Annotated in this window: 17 protein-coding genes, 1 tRNA gene and 1 pseudogene; 8 read left to right on the top strand and 11 right to left on the bottom strand. The window is 64.5% G+C overall.

Annotated elements, in window-relative coordinates; translation table 11 throughout:
* Window positions 1-119: 119 nt before the first annotated feature.
* A pseudogene (locus LPA34_RS26155) lies at window positions 120-722 on the bottom strand (YicC/YloC family endoribonuclease); the annotation flags it as partial.
* A 228-nt stretch (window positions 723-950) separates the two neighbouring features.
* Between LPA34_RS26155 and rph the strand changes: the two are divergent.
* The 7 genes from rph to LPA34_RS26120 all read left to right on the top strand — a co-directional run bounded on the left by rph (window position 951) and on the right by LPA34_RS26120 (window position 6,581).
* A complete protein-coding gene (gene rph / locus LPA34_RS26150) occupies window positions 951-1,691 on the top strand; it encodes a ribonuclease PH (protein ID WP_228983905.1) in 741 nt (246 codons plus the stop codon).
* Window positions 1,684-2,325 (top strand): RdgB/HAM1 family non-canonical purine NTP pyrophosphatase, encoded by a 642-nt coding sequence (rdgB, locus tag LPA34_RS26145; RefSeq protein ID WP_228983903.1) that lies wholly within the window; start codon window positions 1,684-1,686, stop codon window positions 2,323-2,325. Before rph ends, rdgB begins: the two co-directional genes overlap by 8 nt.
* A complete protein-coding gene (hemW, locus tag LPA34_RS26140) occupies window positions 2,322-3,560 on the top strand; it encodes a radical SAM family heme chaperone HemW (protein ID WP_228983902.1) in 1,239 nt (412 codons plus the stop codon). The genes rdgB and hemW overlap by 4 nt, the downstream gene beginning before the upstream one ends.
* Before the next feature lie 53 nt (window positions 3,561-3,613).
* Window positions 3,614-3,703 (top strand) — tRNA-Ser (locus LPA34_RS26135).
* Window positions 3,704-3,977: 274 nt separating this feature from the next.
* Window positions 3,978-4,442, top strand: a complete 465-nt coding sequence (locus LPA34_RS26130) for an energy transducer TonB family protein (protein ID WP_228983901.1) — start codon at window positions 3,978-3,980, stop codon at window positions 4,440-4,442.
* A gap of 419 nt (window positions 4,443-4,861) precedes the next feature.
* Window positions 4,862-6,169 (top strand): MFS transporter, encoded by a 1,308-nt coding sequence (locus LPA34_RS26125; RefSeq protein ID WP_228983900.1) that lies wholly within the window; start codon window positions 4,862-4,864, stop codon window positions 6,167-6,169.
* Window positions 6,170-6,401: 232 nt separating this feature from the next.
* On the top strand, window positions 6,402-6,581 hold the full coding sequence (locus tag LPA34_RS26120; RefSeq protein ID WP_228983899.1) for a hypothetical protein: 180 nt from the start codon (window positions 6,402-6,404) through the stop codon (window positions 6,579-6,581).
* Between the two features lie 84 nt (window positions 6,582-6,665).
* Here LPA34_RS26120 and LPA34_RS26935 read toward each other — a convergent pair whose 3' ends face one another.
* Together LPA34_RS26935 and waaC are read right to left on the bottom strand one after the other, a co-directional pair.
* The gene (locus LPA34_RS26935) at window positions 6,666-6,794 is read right to left on the bottom strand and encodes a hypothetical protein (RefSeq protein WP_267478208.1); all 129 of its coding nucleotides are present in this window, start codon (window positions 6,792-6,794) and stop codon (window positions 6,666-6,668) included.
* A 277-nt stretch (window positions 6,795-7,071) separates the two neighbouring features.
* On the bottom strand, window positions 7,072-8,082 hold the full coding sequence (waaC, locus tag LPA34_RS26115; protein ID WP_228983898.1) for a lipopolysaccharide heptosyltransferase I: 1,011 nt from the start codon (window positions 8,080-8,082) through the stop codon (window positions 7,072-7,074).
* A gap of 252 nt (window positions 8,083-8,334) precedes the next feature.
* On the opposite strand from waaC, the gene LPA34_RS26110 reads away from it, so the two are divergent.
* Window positions 8,335-9,726: a chloride channel protein gene (locus LPA34_RS26110; RefSeq protein ID WP_228983896.1), complete on the top strand. Its 1,392-nt coding sequence runs from the start codon at window positions 8,335-8,337 to the stop codon at window positions 9,724-9,726.
* Window positions 9,727-9,823: 97 nt separating this feature from the next.
* On the opposite strand, the gene minE is transcribed toward LPA34_RS26110, so the two are convergent.
* From minE to LPA34_RS26070, 8 genes are all read right to left on the bottom strand, one after another.
* Window positions 9,824-10,078: a cell division topological specificity factor MinE gene (minE, locus tag LPA34_RS26105; RefSeq protein WP_228983895.1), complete on the bottom strand. Its 255-nt coding sequence runs from the start codon at window positions 10,076-10,078 to the stop codon at window positions 9,824-9,826.
* A gap of 14 nt (window positions 10,079-10,092) precedes the next feature.
* The gene (gene minD, locus LPA34_RS26100) at window positions 10,093-10,908 is read right to left on the bottom strand and encodes a septum site-determining protein MinD (protein ID WP_228983893.1); all 816 of its coding nucleotides are present in this window, start codon (window positions 10,906-10,908) and stop codon (window positions 10,093-10,095) included.
* 103 nt (window positions 10,909-11,011) lie between these two features.
* On the bottom strand, window positions 11,012-11,824 hold the full coding sequence (gene minC, locus LPA34_RS26095; protein ID WP_228983892.1) for a septum site-determining protein MinC: 813 nt from the start codon (window positions 11,822-11,824) through the stop codon (window positions 11,012-11,014).
* A complete protein-coding gene (locus tag LPA34_RS26090; RefSeq protein WP_228983891.1) occupies window positions 11,796-11,993 on the bottom strand; it encodes a hypothetical protein in 198 nt (65 codons plus the stop codon). The genes minC and LPA34_RS26090 overlap by 29 nt, the downstream gene beginning before the upstream one ends.
* Entirely contained in the window at window positions 11,990-12,514 is a 525-nt protein-coding gene (locus tag LPA34_RS26085) for a GNAT family N-acetyltransferase (RefSeq protein ID WP_228983887.1), read from the bottom strand. Before LPA34_RS26085 ends, LPA34_RS26090 begins: the two co-directional genes overlap by 4 nt.
* Window positions 12,515-12,633: 119 nt before the next feature.
* Window positions 12,634-13,419, bottom strand: a complete 786-nt coding sequence (gene map, locus LPA34_RS26080) for a type I methionyl aminopeptidase (protein WP_228983885.1) — start codon at window positions 13,417-13,419, stop codon at window positions 12,634-12,636.
* A gap of 301 nt (window positions 13,420-13,720) precedes the next feature.
* Window positions 13,721-14,824, bottom strand: a complete 1,104-nt coding sequence (locus tag LPA34_RS26075; protein ID WP_228983883.1) for a DUF2817 domain-containing protein — start codon at window positions 14,822-14,824, stop codon at window positions 13,721-13,723.
* A gap of 206 nt (window positions 14,825-15,030) precedes the next feature.
* The gene (locus LPA34_RS26070) at window positions 15,031-17,382 is read right to left on the bottom strand and encodes a bifunctional diguanylate cyclase/phosphodiesterase (RefSeq protein WP_228983908.1); all 2,352 of its coding nucleotides are present in this window, start codon (window positions 17,380-17,382) and stop codon (window positions 15,031-15,033) included.
* Window positions 17,383-17,634 lie beyond the last annotated feature (252 nt).

Raw genomic sequence — 17,634 nt, 5'->3', positions numbered from 1 at the left:
CGCGATGCTCCACAACTTCGGAAACACGACGAACGCGAACGGATAGATCAGGATGGTGTACGGCAGCGCGAAGAAGCCCGTCGCGGCGGGGGCGCCCCCCCCCCCCCCCCCCCCCCCCCGCCGAGCGCTTCCTGCAGACGCTCGACGATCTTCTGCTGGTGCTTCGTGATCAGCTCCGGCACGAGCGGCGTGATCTTCGTGACGATCGCTTCCATTTCCGTGACGTTCGCGATGAGCATCGTCGCGAGTTGCGCGCCTTCGCGGGCACGCACGTCGATCAGGTCGGCGATGGCCTGCTTGCCGCATGCGAGCACCGCGTCGCGCAGCGTTTCCGGCGCCACGCCGCTTTCGGCGAGCACGCCTGGCCAGCGCAGGATTTCGCCGGTGCGCAGACGCCCGGCTTCGGGGAACACGCCGAGCACCGCGCGTTCGAGCAACGCGAGCTGGCCGAGCGCCTCGCGGCTCACCGAACCCGCATTCGCCGACTGTTCGCTGCGCTGCAGGTTGATGCGGATATCGACCTTGCCGCGCGAGAGCTTGTTCATCAGCATTTCGCGCAACGTCGGTTCGCAGACGCGCACGTCTTCCGGCATGCGAAAGTTGAGATCGAGAAAGCGCGAATTCACGGTGCGCAACTCGACCGAGACGCTCACGCCGCCTGTACCTGAAGCCGCTGCGAGTTCGCGCGTGGCGCTCGCATAGCCAGTCATGCTGTAGATCATCATTCGTCTCGCGATGGGCGGCCAGCGTGCCGATGCGGACGCCGGAGCACACTGGCCTGAGGATTTGAGCCGCCCGGCGTGTACGAGACGCGGGGCGAGGAATGCGCATTATCCCATCTTTGGCGCCGACGCTTCGTCCATGCGCCACCGGTGCGCCCGGGCCCACCGTACCGATCGGCGGTAAAATCCCGGTTTGCCCTCCTCTATTCCTTTCCCCGGCTCCCGACCATGACAAACTCCACGAAACGTCCCAGCGGTCGCCCCGCCGGCCAGCTGCGCGACGTGCGCATCACGCGTCATTACACGAAGCATGCGGAAGGCTCCGTGCTGGTCGAATTCGGCGACACCAAGGTGATCTGCACGGCGAGCATCGCCGAAAGCGTGCCGGGCTTCCTGCGCGACCGCGGCCAGGGCTGGCTCACCGCCGAATACGGCATGCTGCCGCGCGCGACGCACACGCGCAGCGACCGTGAAGCCGCCCGCGGCAAGCAGACGGGCCGCACCCAGGAAATCCAGCGTCTGATCGGCCGCGCGCTGCGCTCGGTGTTCGACCTGGAGAAGCTCGGCGCCCGCACGCTGCACATCGATTGCGACGTGATCCAGGCCGACGGCGGTACGCGCACGGCGAGCATCACGGGCGCGTTCGTCGCCGCGCACGACGCCGTCGCGAAGCTGCTCGCCACGGGCCGCATCGAAACGTCGCCGATCACAGATTACGTCGCGGCGATTTCCGTCGGCGTATTCGACGGCCTGCCAGTGCTCGACCTCGACTACGACGAAGATTCGCAATGCGACACCGACATGAACGTCGTGATGACGGGCAACGGCGGCTTCGTCGAGATCCAGGGCACCGCCGAAGGCGTGCCCTTTTCGCGCGATGAAATGAACGCGCTGCTCGATCTCGCGCAAAGCGGCATCGAAACGCTGATCGCGAAGCAGAAAGAAGCGCTGGAGTTGAAGGGTGAATGATCGGGAAACAGGCGTCGACACGATCGCTTCATCGCTGAAGCAGGTCGTGCTTGCGTCGAACAATGCGGGCAAGCTGCGCGAATTCGCCGCGCTGTTCGAAACCGTCGGCATCGAAGTGATTCCGCAAGGCCGCCTGAACGTGCCGGAAGCCGAAGAACCGCATCCGACGTTCGTCGAAAACGCGCTCACGAAGGCCCGGCACGCAGCGAAAATCACCGGCCTGCCCGCGCTCGCCGACGATTCCGGTCTGTGCGTCGTCGCGTTGCGCGGCGCCCCGGGCGTGTATTCGGCGCGCTACGCGCAACGCGCGGGCGGCGAGAAAAGCGATGCGGCGAACAACGCGTATCTCGTCGAACAGCTTGCGGCCGAAAGCGACCGTCGCGCGTACTACTACTGCGTGCTCGCGCTCGTGCGTCACGCCGACGACCCGGAGCCGCTCATCGCCGAAGGCCGCTGGCATGGCGAAGTGCTCGACGCGCCGCGTGGCGCGAACGGCTTCGGTTACGACCCGTACTTCTTTTTACCGACGCTGGGCGCGACTGCGGCGGAACTCGCGCCAGCGGTCAAAAACGCGACGAGCCATCGCGCGATTGCGTTGCGGCATCTGCTGGCGCGTCTGTCGGAGGCGGCATGAGCGCGGCGTCCAGTCCAGGCGGCGGCATCGGTGAAATCGGTGTCAGCGTCATCAAGGCGTTCACGGCACCGGGCGGTATCCGTCTGACGTCGTTGCCGCCGCTCGCGCTGTACGTGCATTTCCCGTGGTGCGTGCGCAAGTGTCCGTATTGCGATTTCAACTCGCACGAGTGGAAAGGCGACACGTTCCCCGAGAACGAGTACCTCGACGCGTTGCGCACCGACCTCGAACTGGCGCTGCCGCTTGTCTGGGGACGCCAGGTGCATACGGTGTTCATCGGCGGCGGCACGCCGAGCCTGCTGTCGGCGGCCGGGCTCGACCGGCTGCTGTCGGACGTGCGCGCGCTGCTGCCGCTCGACGCGGACGCCGAGATCACGCTCGAAGCGAACCCCGGCACGTTCGAAGCCGCGAAATTCGCGCAATTTCGCACGAGCGGCGTGAACCGTCTGTCGGTCGGCATCCAGAGTTTCAACGAAGCGCATCTGAAGGCGCTCGGCCGGATTCACGATTCGACGCAGGCGCGCCGCGCGGTGGAAGTCGCCGCCACCACGTTCGACAATTTCAATCTCGACCTGATGTTCGCGCTGCCGCGGCAGACGCTCGCCGAATGCCAGGCGGACATCGAAACGGCGCTGTCCTTCGCGCCGCCGCATCTGTCGCTGTACCACCTGACGCTCGAGCCGAACACGCTGTTCGCGAAGTTTCCGCCGCCGCTGCCCGATGACGATCAATCGGCCGACATGCAGGACTGGATACACGAGCGCACGGCGGCCGCGGGTTACGAGCGCTATGAAGTGTCGGCGTATGCGAAGCCGCATCGGCAGAGCAAACACAACCTGAACTACTGGCGCTTCGGCGACTATCTCGGCATCGGCGCGGGCGCGCACACGAAGCTGTCGTTCCCGAACCGGGTTCTGCGTCAGGCGCGCTACAAGCATCCGGCTACGTTCATCGAGCAGGCGAAAGCCGGCGCGCCAGTGCAGGAAGAAAGCGAAGTCGGTCCGCGCGATCTGCCGTTCGAATTCATGCTGAACGCGCTGCGTCTGGTCGAAGGCTTTCCGGTGTACCGGTTCGTCGAACGCACCGGGCTTTCGATGACATCGATCGAACCGGCATTGCAGGAAGCCGAGAAACGCGGCCTCATCGTGCGCGATCACGAGAAGATTGCGCCGACCGCGCGCGGGCAGAACTTCCTCAATGATCTGCAGGCGCTGTTTCTGAAGGACGGGCGCTGATCGCCAGCGCGGGTGGTCGTCGCGAGCCGGTTTCGGGTTACAATTCGCGTCCTGGAGGTGTGGCCGAGCGGTTTAAGGCACCGGTCTTGAAAACCGGCGAAGGAGCAATCCTTCCGTGAGTTCGAATCTCACCGCCTCCGCCAGATCATCAATGAATGCGGGCCTTTCTGGGCCCGTATTCATTTGTTGCCCTCACTCCCTCCGCAACACATTCCCCGCTCCCGAAAATCACGGGCAGGCGCATCTCCCGCGCTCACGTCGAGTGACATCCGTTCGCCCCCGCACATCCCGTTCTTCCACCCATTGAAAACCCCTGCATATACGCTAGGATAAAAATACATCCTGCTCCCAAGCGTTCGCGCTCACCCTGCGATGCCCATCCGCACGCGCCACTGGACGCACCGTCGTTCCCGGCTCATGCCATTCGTCCGCATCGCCGCATGGAGCGCTTTTGCCATCGCCGCCGCCTGCACGATCACGCTGCCGCAACGGCCCATGCTGTACGTGCCGCCCGCCGCCATCAACAGCGCCACGCTCGACCAGTACCGAGCGACCGTCGCGAAGCGCATCATCGAGCGCAATCCGTCGTATGTGCTGCGCGGCACGCCGCAGGCGATGTTGCGCTCGCTCGTCGTCGTTTCGTTTACCGTCGACCGGGATGGGCAGCTTGTCGGCGAGTCGGTCTATCGCACGAACGGCGATGACGAAGCGGAAAGCACCGCGCTCGCGACGCTGCGCCGCGCATCGCCGCTGCCGCAGCCGCCGGCAAAACTGCTCGATACGCGCGGCCATCTCGAACTGATGGAAGACTGGCTCTTCAACGATAACGGCAAATTCCAGTTGCGCACCCTCGCGTCGCCGCAGGCACAAACGATCGACTGAAACGCCCGGTTGGTGCTGCGTCTTTCAGACAGCTTGCTGCGCCCGGTTGCCGCGCGACGCCCCTGCTCGTTATAATTTTCGGATACGCCCTGCCGGAGCCCTCCGGCGCCGCTCTCGGGCGCGCGCTCATCCGCGTGCGCCCGAGAGCCTGACCGTGGCGTCGCCGCGCAACTCGCGCGCGCGCCCGGGCCGCATCGTCCGATGTCTCGCCACCGCATGTGCTGGCGCGCACCGGCGAGGCAAGCTGCTGTATCGTTGCATGCGCAACGTTATGCGCCGGGTTGCGCGGCAACCGCGTGCCTTGCACCCGCAGCCCGCACCGATTTCAAACAAAGACCCGGCCCGGCTCCGCGCTGTCGATGTGCGGAATGTGTTCCGCACACGGGACCGGGTCGCGACAACTCAACTGGAGACCCTGCATGTCCACCTCACCGCTTTCCGCGACTCCGCCAGATGTGGCCGGAAAGAACAGCACCTCGCGGGTGATCTTCGCGAGCTTCATCGGCACCGCGATCGAGTTCTACGACTTCTACGTCTATGCGACGGCCGCCGCGCTCGTCATCGGCCCGGTGTTCTTTCCGCACAGTTCGGCGACGGCGCAGGCGCTGTCGGCGTTCGTCACGTTCGGCATCGCGTTCGTCGCGCGGCCGATCGGCTCGTTCCTGTTCGGCCACTTCGGCGACCGTATCGGACGCAAGTCGACGCTCGTTGCATCGCTGCTGGTGATGGGTCTGTCGACAACGCTAATCGGCTTCGTGCCCGGCTACGATTCGATCGGCAGTCTCGCGCCGATCCTGCTGTGCATCCTGCGCTTCGGGCAAGGCATCGGCCTTGGCGGCGAATGGGGTGGCGCGGCGCTGCTCGCCACCGAAAACGCCCCGCCCGGCAAACGCGGCTGGTTCGGCATGTTCCCGCAACTCGGGCCGTCGATCGGCTTTCTCGCTTCGAACGGCCTGTTCTTCGGCCTTGCGCTGTCGCTGTCCGACGAGCAGTTCCGTAGCTGGGGCTGGCGCGTGCCGTTCATCGTGAGCGCGGTGCTGGTCGCGATTGGCCTCTACGTGCGGCTGAAGATCGCGGAAACGCCGGCCTTCCAGGCGGCAATCGATCGTCAGGAACGCGTGCGCGTGCCGGTCGCGACGCTCCTCTCGCAGCACTGGCGCCCGACGATCCTCGGCGCGCTGGCGATGGTGGTGTGCTACACGCTCTTCTACAACGCGACGACGTTCTCGCTGTCGTACGGCGTCTCGGCGCTGCACATTCCCCGCCAGACGTTCCTCGGCATGCTGTGCGTCGCGGTCGTGTTCATGGCGCTCGCCACACCGCTGTCCGCATGGGCCGCCGACCGCTTCGGACGCAAGCCGGTGCTGATCGCCGGCATCCTCGCGGCGATCGTGTCCGGCTTCGCGATGGCACCGCTGCTCGGCAGCGGCTCGATGCCGCTCGTGCTGCTGTTCCTGATCGTCGAACTGTTCCTGATGGGCGTCACGTTCGCGCCGATGGGCGCGCTGCTGCCGGAGCTGTTTCCAACCAACGTGCGCTACACCGGCGCGGGCGTCTCGTACAACCTGGGCGGTATTCTCGGCGCCTCGGTGGCACCGTACATCGCGCAGGTGCTTGCCGCACACGGCGGCCTGACGTGGGTCGGCGCGTACGTATCGTGCGCCGCCGCGGTAAGCCTCGTCGGCGTGCTGTGTATGCGCGAAACGCGTCATACGCAGTTGATGTAAGCGGCGCGCGGGGCTCGCCGTTCACGTTCGAAAGGAACGTCGGGTCCTGCGGTAGTCATGCATGGGAAGTCCACCGGACCAGGTCGCGCTTTCCCTGACTTGCACGGGTTTCTGGCCTGTCTATACTGGACTGGAAGCGCTGATCAAAAGCGCACGGATCAAGACGCCATGCCCCGCCGGTTCATCTGCCCGAACCGGTCACGACATCGCGCGATGCCCAAAGGAGCCGACGATGAACATTCACCTGCACAACGCAGACGTCGTGATGATCATTGCCCTCGCGCTGCTCGGCGCGTTACTGCTCGCGGTCCGCTTCAAGCCCGCGACCTGGAAGGGTCTGGTCTTCGAAGCCATCGCGGCGAACCTGGCTGCCATCGCGGCGGTCATCGCGTTCGAAATGCTGCTTGCCTGAAAAAAGCCGCGCAATCTGCCGGAGCAGATGCGCGACTTCCCCCATTCGCATCGACAGCACGACTGCGTATGTCGACGCGTCCCGTCACCGGTAGTAGTAACCGCCGTGGTGATAGCCGCCGCCGTAGTAGCCAGGCGCCGGCACGACAATGCATCCGCCCAGTGCAACGGCGAGGAATGCACCCGTGATCAAGGTCAGCGTCAAGCGTTTCACATTGTTCTCCCATCGAGTCGGTAAGTATTCGAGTGATCTCGAATGACTCGATTGAACACGACGGCGCCCCGCGAGACCGTTGCAATTTGTAAAGGGAGGTTAGCGCGGTGTTACATGCGCCGGGACAGCGAAAGGCCCGAGCCTGATACCAGCGGGGCTGCGCGGGTAGCGTACCCACGCCGTGCCCGCGAAAGCGCGACAGTTTTAACAGCCGTGTAATGATCGTGGCGATTTTCCGCCGGATTACCGCTGGATTTTCGTGACGCGCCGGCGCGTCTCAGGCGGCCACCACGGTGGCGCCACCGGCCGCGGCTGCGTCCGGTTCGGTATGTACGTATTCGATGGCGCGCAACACTTCATCGACAGGCGGCACACTTTGTCCATCGCCGACGGAGATCGAACGGAACGGCGCTTCGATGCCGAAGTGCTCCCTCGATGTGGCCACAAAAATCATGATGGCGCGCTTGTGTAATGCGTGTGCGAGATGCACGAAACCCGTATCGACACCGACGACGAGCGTAGCCCGGTCGATCATTCGGGCGATTTCGGTGACGTCCATCGGCGGCAGCAGCGATGCCTCGGGCACGAGCGCCGCAATCGCGCCCGCTTCGATACGCTCGACCGGCGACCCCCACGGCAACTCGATTGCATAACCGCGCCCGATCAGATTGCGCGCAATCGCAGCCCAATGTGTTGCAGGCAGCTTCTTGTCGTCCTTGGATGTGGCATGAAACAGCATGGCGACCGGTGCGTCCCCGATCGTCGACACGGATGAACCGGTTGTACCCGGCACCTGCAGGTTGAAAACTGGCGGCCCTTCGACCTGGAAGCCGAGCGCGTCGCCCACGCTGATGCGCATGCCATGCCATGCGTTGACCTCGGCGCGCGGCGCGAGGCGGCCCGTATAGGCGAACGCGGCGCCCCGCTCGCCAAGGTCTTGTGACCGGTAGCCGAGACGGCGCGACGAGCGCGTCAGAAACGCGATGATGGCACTCTTGTAGACGCCGTGGATGTCGATCACGACGTCGTAACGCTCGGCGCGCAGCTCGGCGATCGAAGCGGCGATCGAGCGGAAATCCGCGAGACTGCGGGCCTTCTTGAAGCGTCGCAACGGCGCGCACAGCACGCGGTCGATACCGGTGTTCCAGCGAGCCACGTCGGCAAACATCTCGTCGGCGGCCCAGTCGACCTTGACGCCCGGAAAAGCCCGTTTGATGTCCGCAACCACGGGTTGCGCCTCGATGATGTCGCCGAGCGAGGTGACCTTGACGATCAAAATGCGCTTCATGGTCAATTTGTCACTCTTATCGGGGATCGATCCATTTCAACTCTGTTTCCCTATGTGAAACGTGCATTCTACGGAAGTTGCGCCCGCAATGCCGAATATCGCGACAGGCCCGCCGTAACGACAAGCCATCACCGGTCGTGACCGTCGAGATGCAACCGGATGCCCGCGGATAGCATGACGACCCCACGAGGTCTGCTCATTCTGCGCGAACAATGCGCCGTTATAATCCAGACTTTGCATCGACAAATCGCCATGCTCCGGGCACTCCCTCCCTTGACTTCAACCGTCGTGCGACGCGCGCGGCGCCTGTGGCGCCAGTTCGGCATTTTCTGGCTCGGCGCGATCGCGGTGGGTCTCGTCGCGGTGCTTTATGCACGGCTTATCGACTGGGGCTACGCCGCCTTCAACACGATGCAGCACCGGCACGTGTGGCTGCCGCTCCTCGTCACGCCGGCCGTGGCCGCGCTGTCCGTGTGGCTCACACGCCGGTTCTTTCGTGGCGCCGAGGGTAGCGGCATTCCACAGGTCATCGCCACCCTGCACACGAATACCGGCGAAACCGGCTCGCGCCTGCTCACCGTCCCGATTCTGCTTGGCAAGATCGCCGTATCGTTTCTGGCGATTCTCGGCGGCTTCACGATCGGCCGCGAAGGGCCGACCGTCCAGGTCGGCGCGGCGCTCATGTTCAACCTGCGGCGCTTCTACCCGCGCTCGAACAGGCACATCGAACGGCAACTGGTGCTGGCCGGCGCGGCGGCGGGTCTGTCGGCCGCGTTCAATACACCGCTCGCCGGGATCGTCTTCGCGATCGAGGAGCTCACCCGCAGCTTCGAGGCGCGCGCGAGCGGCGTGCTGATCACGGCGATCATCATCGCCGGTGTGATCGCGCTCGGCCTGAACGGCAATTACACGTATTTCGGCACGATCCAGATTGGCACGCATTTCCCGGATCTGCTCGCGCTCGCCGTCGCGCTGACCGCCGTCGTGACCGGCATCGCGGGTGGTGTTTTCTGCTGGCTGCTGCTCAATACCGCGCGCTGGATTCCCGCGCCGCTGCGCACGCTGCACGGCGAGCGGCCGGTCGCGTTTGCCGCGGTGTGCGGGCTCCTGATCGCGGTGATCGGGCTGATTTCCGGCGGCACGACGTTCGGCAGCGGTTACGCCGAAGCACGTGGCCTGCTGGACGGCACCGTCAATCTGTCGGTGTTCTATCCGCTACTGAAGATGGCTTCGATGGTCGGCTCGTATCTGCCGGGCATTCCGGGCGGCATCTTCGCGCCTTCGCTGTCGATCGGCGCGGGTTTCGGCAACGTGCTGCACATGGTGTTCGGCAGCATGGAACTGCAGATGCTGATCGCGCTTGCGATGGTCGGCTATCTGGCCGCGGTCACGCAATCGCCGATCACGGCTTTCGTCATCGTGATGGAAATGATCAACGGCCACGCACTGGTGATCTCGTTGATGGCGACGGCGCTGATCTCGAGCCGTGTGTCGCGCCTCTTCGCGCCGCCGCTCTACGAGACGCTCGCGCACCGCTATATGGCGCCGCGGCACCCACCGGTGCCCGCGCCCGTCCCCGAGACACCCGAAGCGGTCATCGAGGACGAAGCGGGCGAGCAGGCAGCCGATACCACACGTCCATAAACGACGACGCGCGCTCCCGATGAAACGGAATGCGCGCGGCGCTACAGAACCAGCATGCCAGCCAGGCCGGAAAACGGGCCTGGCTTTTATCCTGCGATCAAGCCTGGGGAATCTCGATCTTCACTTCGAGCACTTCGAGGTCGTCCTGACGCTCGAGGCTCACGCGGATATCGTTGTCGGAAATCTTGACGTACTTCGAGATGACCGCGACGAGTTCGCGTTGCAAGGCCGGCAGATAATCCGCGGGCGCATGGCCCCCGGCGCGCTCGTGCGCGATGATCAGCTGCAGGCGCTCTTTCGCGACCGAAGCGGATCGCTTTTTCTCGCCCAGCAAAAACGTGAGAATCGACATGACGTGCGCTCCCCTTACTTGGTGCCGAAGAGGCGCTGCAGCAGGCCCGGCTTCTGGTAATCGGTAAAGCGAAGCGACTTCTGTTCGCCGAGGAAACGCGACACCACGTCTTTATAGGCTTCCGCTACATCGGTACCGTCGAGGTGCACCGCCGGCAGGCCCTGGTTCGACGCATGCAGCACCGCTTCCGATTCCGGAATCACGCCGATCAGGTCGATACGCAGGATTTCCTGGATGTCGGTGAGCGACAGCATTTCGCCTTCGCTCACGCGCTTCGGGTTGTAGCGGGTGATGAGCAGATGTTCCTTGATCGGCTCCTTGCCCTCGATCGCGCGCTTCGTCTTCGACGACAGCATGCCGAGAATGCGGTCCGAGTCGCGCACCGACGATACTTCCGGGTTCGTCACGATCAGCGCTTCGTCGGCGAAGTGCATCGCGAGCAGCGCACCCGATTCGATACCAGCCGGTGAATCGCAGATGATGTATTCGAAGTCCATCGCGATCAGATCGTTGATGATCTTCTCGACGCCTTCCATCGTGAGCGCGTCTTTATCGCGGGTCTGCGAGGCGGGCAGGATGAACAGGTTCTCGCACTTCTTGTCCTTGATGAGCGCCTGGTTCAGGTTCGCTTCACCCTGGATCACGTTGATGAGGTCGTACACCACGCGGCGCTCGCACCCCATGATCAGGTCGAGGTTACGCAGGCCGACGTCGAAGTCGATCACGACCGTCTTGCTGCCGCGCAGCGCGAGGGCCGATGCAAAACTCGCGCTCGTGGTCGTCTTGCCCACGCCACCCTTGCCCGAAGTCACCACAATGATTTTTGCCATAGCCCTTACCTTGTGTCCGTCAAATTCGTTCAGATTCTTGTGCAGGTCCGGCAGCGACCCGACCGGCAGTGCGCGATGAAAACGCGGCGTACACGCCCGCCCGTCAGGTCAGCCGCAGCGGTTCGATCATCAACTTTTCTTCGTCGAGCCGGATCTGCACCGGCTTGCCCAGCACATCCGCGGGAAGCGGGTTCTCGGTCGTCCGGTAGATGCCCGCGATCGAGATGAGTTCCGGCTCGAGACACGTGCAGAAAATGCGCGCGTCGTGATTGCCCTGCACGCCGGCGAGTGCCCGGCCGCGCAGCGGCGCATAGATATGGATGTTGCCTTCCGCGATCACTTCCGCGCCGTAGCTCACGAGGCCCAGCACGACGAGATCACCCTTCGCGTAAATCCGCTGGCCCGAACGCAACGGCTTTTCGATCACCAGCGTCTGTGCCGAGGTCGCCACACGCACCGGCTCGGCGGGTTGCGTGGCGGACGTTGTCGCGGCTTCGGCCGTCGCGCCGGCAGGCGTTTCTACTGCGCCCGGCGCCGCCTGCGCATCGCTTCCGGCTTCGCCCGATGCTTCGCTGTCAGCCTTCGAAGCGGCACCGCGCCGGTCGCGCGCTTCGAGGAACGGCAAACCGGCTCCGGCAGCCCACGTCTGCTGCGCGGCATCGGCGACGATGCCGATCGGGCGCATGCGCACGCTGTCGAGCAACTGCGCGATGTCGGCGAGCGGCACGCGTTCTTCGGCGGCAAGCCGGCGCACGTCGATCGCGACGGTGTCGTTGGCGAAGAATTCCGGGGTCGCCTCGAAGCGCCGGGTCAGTTCGGCACGGATTGCGTCGAGGTCGATTGTCTTGACCACGAACAGCAGCGTGTCGACAGAACCACTGCGCAGTTCAAAAAAAGGCGATTTCCTTGGCGGCATGGCGTTCGGTAAAAAATTTTGCGTATTTTACAGGCGTCCACGCACACAGCCAGGTTTTTTGGCGATAAAGGACGCGAGACGGGAGAAAAAGAAGATGCAGCAAACGCCGCAGCGACGGGGATGAAGCCTGAACGGCGGCGGCGCCCGGCAGCACCACCGGACAGATCATGGCGCTGGGGGCTCCGCTACCGGCGGCACGTGACGCACCAGCAGGGTTTCCCACGCGTCCGCCGTGCGGGTGTGCTCACCGGTCGGACCGAAGCCGAGGCGCTCGTAAAAGCGCATTGCGGTGCGGTTCGCGTCGGCCACCCACGCGTAGATTTCCCGCACGCCCTGGCTCGCGATCCATTCGCTCGCGGTATTCACGAGCAGCTCCCCGCCACGCAGATGCCGTACAGCGGGCGCCACCCACAGCTCGCGCACGAATGCGCGACGCAGTGCCGATTCCTCGAAACACGCGCCGATCAGACCAGCCGGATGGCCTTCCGTATAGAGAATGAAGGAAGTGGCCTCGTCGGAGGATGCGTGGCGAGCCGCCGTGGCATCGAACGAGGTGACATCGGCGAGGAGCGCGTCTTCGAGCGTTTCGCCAAATGCGTAAGGCGCCTCACGCAGCGACGCTGTGCGAAGCTCGCGGAAAACGGCGCCCTGGTCGGCAGCAATACGGCGAACGGTCAGTGACGGACTCATGCAGACGAAAACCCCTTGGAGCGCTAACGCGTAGCTTTAACCGAACCGGCGCGTGAGTCAAATCCTTATTTTCACGACGCGTGCGGCCGGTGACGCAAATCCAGGCACGCAGCGGCGGTTCAGGGCGCCTCGTAAGCGCCCGTGCCATCCGGCCAGGGCGTCAGCAGTTCGAACCCGTCGTCGGTGACGGCGATCATGTGCTCCCATTGCGCCGACAGCGAGCGGTCCTTCGTGACCACCGTCCAGCCGTCGCGCATCACACTGGTGCCGGCGCGGCCCGCGTTGACCATCGGCTCGATCGTGAACACCATGCCCGGCTTCAGGCGCGTGCCCTGCCCCGGCTGACCGTAGTGCAGCACCTGTGGATCTTCGTGATAGACCTTGCCGATGCCGTGACCGCAGTAATCGCGCACGATCGAAAAACCCTTGCGCTGCGCGGTCTGCTGGATCGCATGACCGACGTCGCCGAGCGTCGCGCCCGGCTTCACCTGACGAATACCCGCGATCATCGCTTCATAGGTTGTATCGATCAGCTCGCGCGCGACCGGGCTCGGTTCGCCCACGCAGTACATGCGGCTCGTGTCGCCGAAATAGCCGTCCTTGATGATTGCGACGTCGATGTTGACGATATCGCCGTCTTTCAGCACTTCGCCGCGGTCTGGAATGCCGTGGCACACGACCGAATTGACCGACGTGCAGACCGTCTTCGGAAAGCCCATATAGCCGACGTTGGCGGGAATGACCTTCAACGTGTTGACGATGAAGTCGTTGCACAGCGCATCGAGGTGATCCGTCGACACGCCGGCTTTCACGTGTTCGCCGATCATCGCGAGAACGTCCGCCGCGAGACGGCCTGAAATACGCAGCCGGGCGATGTCGTCAGGAGTCTTGCAGGTGATGGCCATGGTTCGCGCGTTCCATTCAATGCAGGACAGCGGGCACGTCATGAACCTGCGCGTTGCGCCGCGCCCGCGGCGCCTTCGCAACCGGCAGACCTGACCTGAAAACGCCGCCGCCCAGGTTGTCGATCGGACAATTGTACAGATGATGCGAATTTCACATCCGGCACGGCCGTGTCGCGAAGTATCGTACGGCAGGCACTCCGTCTGAAAAACGCGCATTCAATCAGGTATCCGGATCATTTATTTACACTGTGCGCGCGCACAACGCAATTAACCAGGCCTTCGCGCATCCACCACGGCGCGCTTACATCTGCGCGAGCTTCTCCAGTGCGCGCTGCCATACCTGCTGCGTGCGCAGTCCGGTGAGTTCACGCCAGTGTGCGTCGGCGGGATAGAAATGTTCGAGCATCGCAGCCTTGATCCGGCGACCGGTCGCGTCGAGCGGATCGCCGTGCAGATGAAGCCAGTGATCGTCGCGCAGGATCGCATGACCGACGTGCCCATCATAGGTCCCGCACTCGATGACGAACTGCATCAGGTTCACATCGTGCAGCTGATCAAGCAGCGCCTGTGACGTGTAGCCCGTCGCGGTCGCCGCGACGCCGGTGTCGGACGTGGCGTCGGCGGCCGTGATGATCGTGTGCAGCCAGGGGCCGTAGACCGATTGCGCCATCGCGTGCGCAGGGTAGCTGCGCTCCGCGATCGTCATCAGCAGCGGATAGCCGAACGGGCCCGCGCCCGTGTGCAGATCGAAGCTCATCGCCACGCCGGCGCCCGCGACGTGTTCGGCCATGATCGCGCGCACGGTGCGATTGGTCCACGTGGCCGACTTGCCGCCGAAGAACAGCCCGTTGCCATGCACATACTGCCCGGCTTCGACGATGTTCATCATCGGCGTGTGGCCGAGATTGCGCGCGTGCGTGGCGAACAGCTCGTCCGCGGCGCGACGGCCCGGGCCGTCGAGATCTTTCGCCAGATAGATTTCATGCAGCGTTTCGTACGCGGCGTTAGCCGGCAGCGGGCCGTCGAAGTTGACGTAGTTGCGGTTCACGTCGACGTTGTCTTCGTTCACGCGGCGCATCCACGCCGTGCCCCACGGATTGACGAGATGCACGAGCACCACCGACACATCCCGCGGCAGGTCACGGCCACGCAGATCGTGCAGCAGACGGATCTGGCATTCCGAGCCGTAATAGCCCTCGATGCCGTGCGTGCCCGAAATCGCGACGAGGCGCTTCGGCGCGTTGCGATCGCCGAGCACCGCGACATCGGTGGCGAGCGCTTCGCCGCGCGGTCCCTTCAGCGGGTGCGGATATTCAAAGTGTTCGCCGCCCGCGTCGGCGACCGCCTGCACGAACCGCTGGCGCTGGTCTTCATAACTGGGGGATTCGATGAAAGCGGAGGTCATGACAGGTCCCGAAACGTAGGCGAAAACGAAATGATGCCGTGCGCGGCGTATGAAAGCGAGCCTTTGTGGGTGGTTGCCGTGCGTTGCCCGTACGTTGTGGTGCCGGACCTTACGCTCGCCTGATGGCTGCGCCGCTGTCGCTGCGGGCTTTGTCTGCTGATGTCCGTCGATCGCCGGGGCCAGCGCCGCTACCGCCACTCCCGCCGCTAGTCTGCCGCCGGCCAGGGCAGCCGGTCGAGCGACCAGTCCAGTTCGACGCCCACGACGCAGCGTCCCTGCTCCGTCGGCACCGCGATGGTCACGGCGATGCACGGCCGGCCGCTCGCGAGCGAGAGATACGGGCTGCTCGTCACCGGCACGCCCGGGCGCAGCACCGCGTTCCTGAAATACGGCCGATGATCCCACCGCGCATCGCGCGGATTCGCGACGGGCTGCAGCGAATCTCCCGCTTTCGCCGACGCCATGCCGTTCACCTCGAGCCCGATCTGGCGGCCGCTTTCGTCGAGAATGAAACAGCTGATGCACAGTTCGAACGTCGCGAGCGGTGCGAATGCCTCTTCGAGCGGCACGCCGCCCGAGTAAGCCTGCGCCGCAAGATCGAGCGCAAGACGATACGGATGCAACTCCAGTTCGAACCGCGCGTGCTGATGCGCACGACCCTCGGCGAGCACGTCGAACGCGTGATCGATGCGGCGGTTCACCGGCTCCGGTGGCGTGATCGTCGCGGCAGGCCGGCCGAGCAGATAGCCCTGCGCGAAGTCCACGTTCGATTCGACGGCGAGAATCAGTTCGTCCGTCGTCTCCACGCCTTCGACGACAACCAGCATGCCCGCCTGATGCAGCAGGGAGACCAGTTTCGGCAGGATGGGCTGCTGCGCGCCGGGGCTCGTCGCGCGGATCAGCTCGCCATCGAGCTTCACGAGATCCGGGCGGATCTGGAACAGGCGGTCCAGATTCGAGTGCCCGGCACCGAAATCGTCGACCGCGATCAGAAAGCCGTGTTCGCGGTACTGCGCCGCCGCGCGCGACAGATCGTCGACGCTGCCGCCGTGCGACTCCAGCAACTCCAGCACGACGCGCTCAGGGCTAAGCCCGACCGAACGCGCGAAACCGGCGAGTTGATCCGCGTAGCCTTCCGCGACGAACGAAACAGGCAGGATGTTGAGAAACACCCACACATCGTCGGGAATCACGCGTGCGGCGTTGGCAAGATGCAGCGCATGACTCACCCGGTCCAGGTCGCTCTCGCTGGTGAATGGTTTGGGGGCGAACAGGATGGCCGGCGCGATGACCGAACCGTCGTCGCGCTCGCCGCGCAGCAGCGCCTCGAAGCCGACCTGCTTCTGATGCGAAAGACTGTAGAGCGGCTGGAAATGCGACGTCAGATAGTGATCGTCCCACGGCTGACGGAGCGGTTCACGCCGTGAGGCGCCGCTTGCGTGCGCGTCGCTGTCCGGCAGCTGCAATGGCTTGAGCCGCGCGGCGTCATCCGCCGCGGCCCGTTCGGCGCACACGCGATTGCGGCCCGAATGCTTCGCGCGCAGCAGCGCTTCGTCGGCACGATCCAGCAGCGACATGAAGCTTTCGCCCGCGCGATATTCCGCGACGCCGAAACTTGCCGTCAACGCGCCGTCGGGGCGCGCGATGCCCGAGATCGCGACGCGCAGCGTCTCGGCGAACCCAACCGCGCTGCGCAACCCGCCACGCCGCAGCAACGCGAACTCCTCGCCCCCGATACGGCTGACGTTGTCGTCCGCGCTGGTCTGCGCTTTCAGGATCTGCGCGACCTCATGGAGCATCTGGTCGCCGACCGAGTGACCGAAGCGGTCGTTCAACGACTTGAAGTAATCGATATCGACGAAAATCGCGCTGAATTTCGCGCTCCCGTCGGGCGTCGACAGCAGCGTCTCCGCGCCTTCCTTGAACGCGCGACGGTTTTGCAGACCGGTCAGCGGATCGGTGGCGGCGAGCTGCACGAGCCGGTCTTCGAGCAGGAAATGATTGCGTCGCAGCCAGTAGAAGCAGCCGTGCAAGACTGCCGCCGACAGCACGCTGATCCCGATCCACATCCAGCAAACGAGATGCGCCCCGCGCGTTTCGTGGACGTTCAGCAGAACCGGCAGCCCGGCCGCGTAAAAAGCGACGGTGCCGAAGAGAAATTGCGTGGGCGTGAGCCACAGCGGCGCCGCGCCCATCACGACCATCACCATCGCTGGAAGCGCCCACAGCAGCGGCGACGCGACACCGCTGACGTTGAGCGCGATGCCGGCCTGCAACGTCAGCACGTATGCGACGCCGATGGCGCCACAAGCCCACGGGGTCTTCGCGCGCGGCATCGCCATGGCGAGCAGCGCGAGGCACAGTCCACAGGCGAGCCGGTACTGCAACCCGGGCATCGGACCGCCGACGACACTGCGCGTTGCCACAAACGACAGGTACGCCACGACGGCAAACGCCATCGTGATCGCGGAGAGCGGACGCTGGTGTTCCAGCGAACGCAGATGAAACCGGCGAAGAAAGCCGGCATCAGTAGTCTGTCGCGTGGTGGAGGAAAGCATATCGATGAGAATCAGGCCGGTTCCGGTCACTCTGCCACTGTTTAACGGCAAAAAATCGCCAGGGTTGAGCGAATAAGCCTGTGAGGCGCGACGGCGCTCGATGACGCCGCGCAGTGGTGCCCGGTCCACACGCGGGAGCATTGTGATGCGATAAAAAATCGCGCAGCAATCGGCATAGGGGACGGCCATGAGGCCGTACCCCTGCCACACCACCCGGCATGCGGGTCCGCACCGGGCGGTTCGGGAAGTTGA

The organism is Paraburkholderia gardini (genome assembly GCF_907164575.1).
In the GTDB taxonomy this organism is placed as follows: Bacteria; Pseudomonadota; Gammaproteobacteria; order Burkholderiales; family Burkholderiaceae; genus Paraburkholderia; species Paraburkholderia gardini.
Note: the sequence above shows the minus strand (reverse complement) of the source record. Positions and strands in the feature narration are given on the sequence as shown.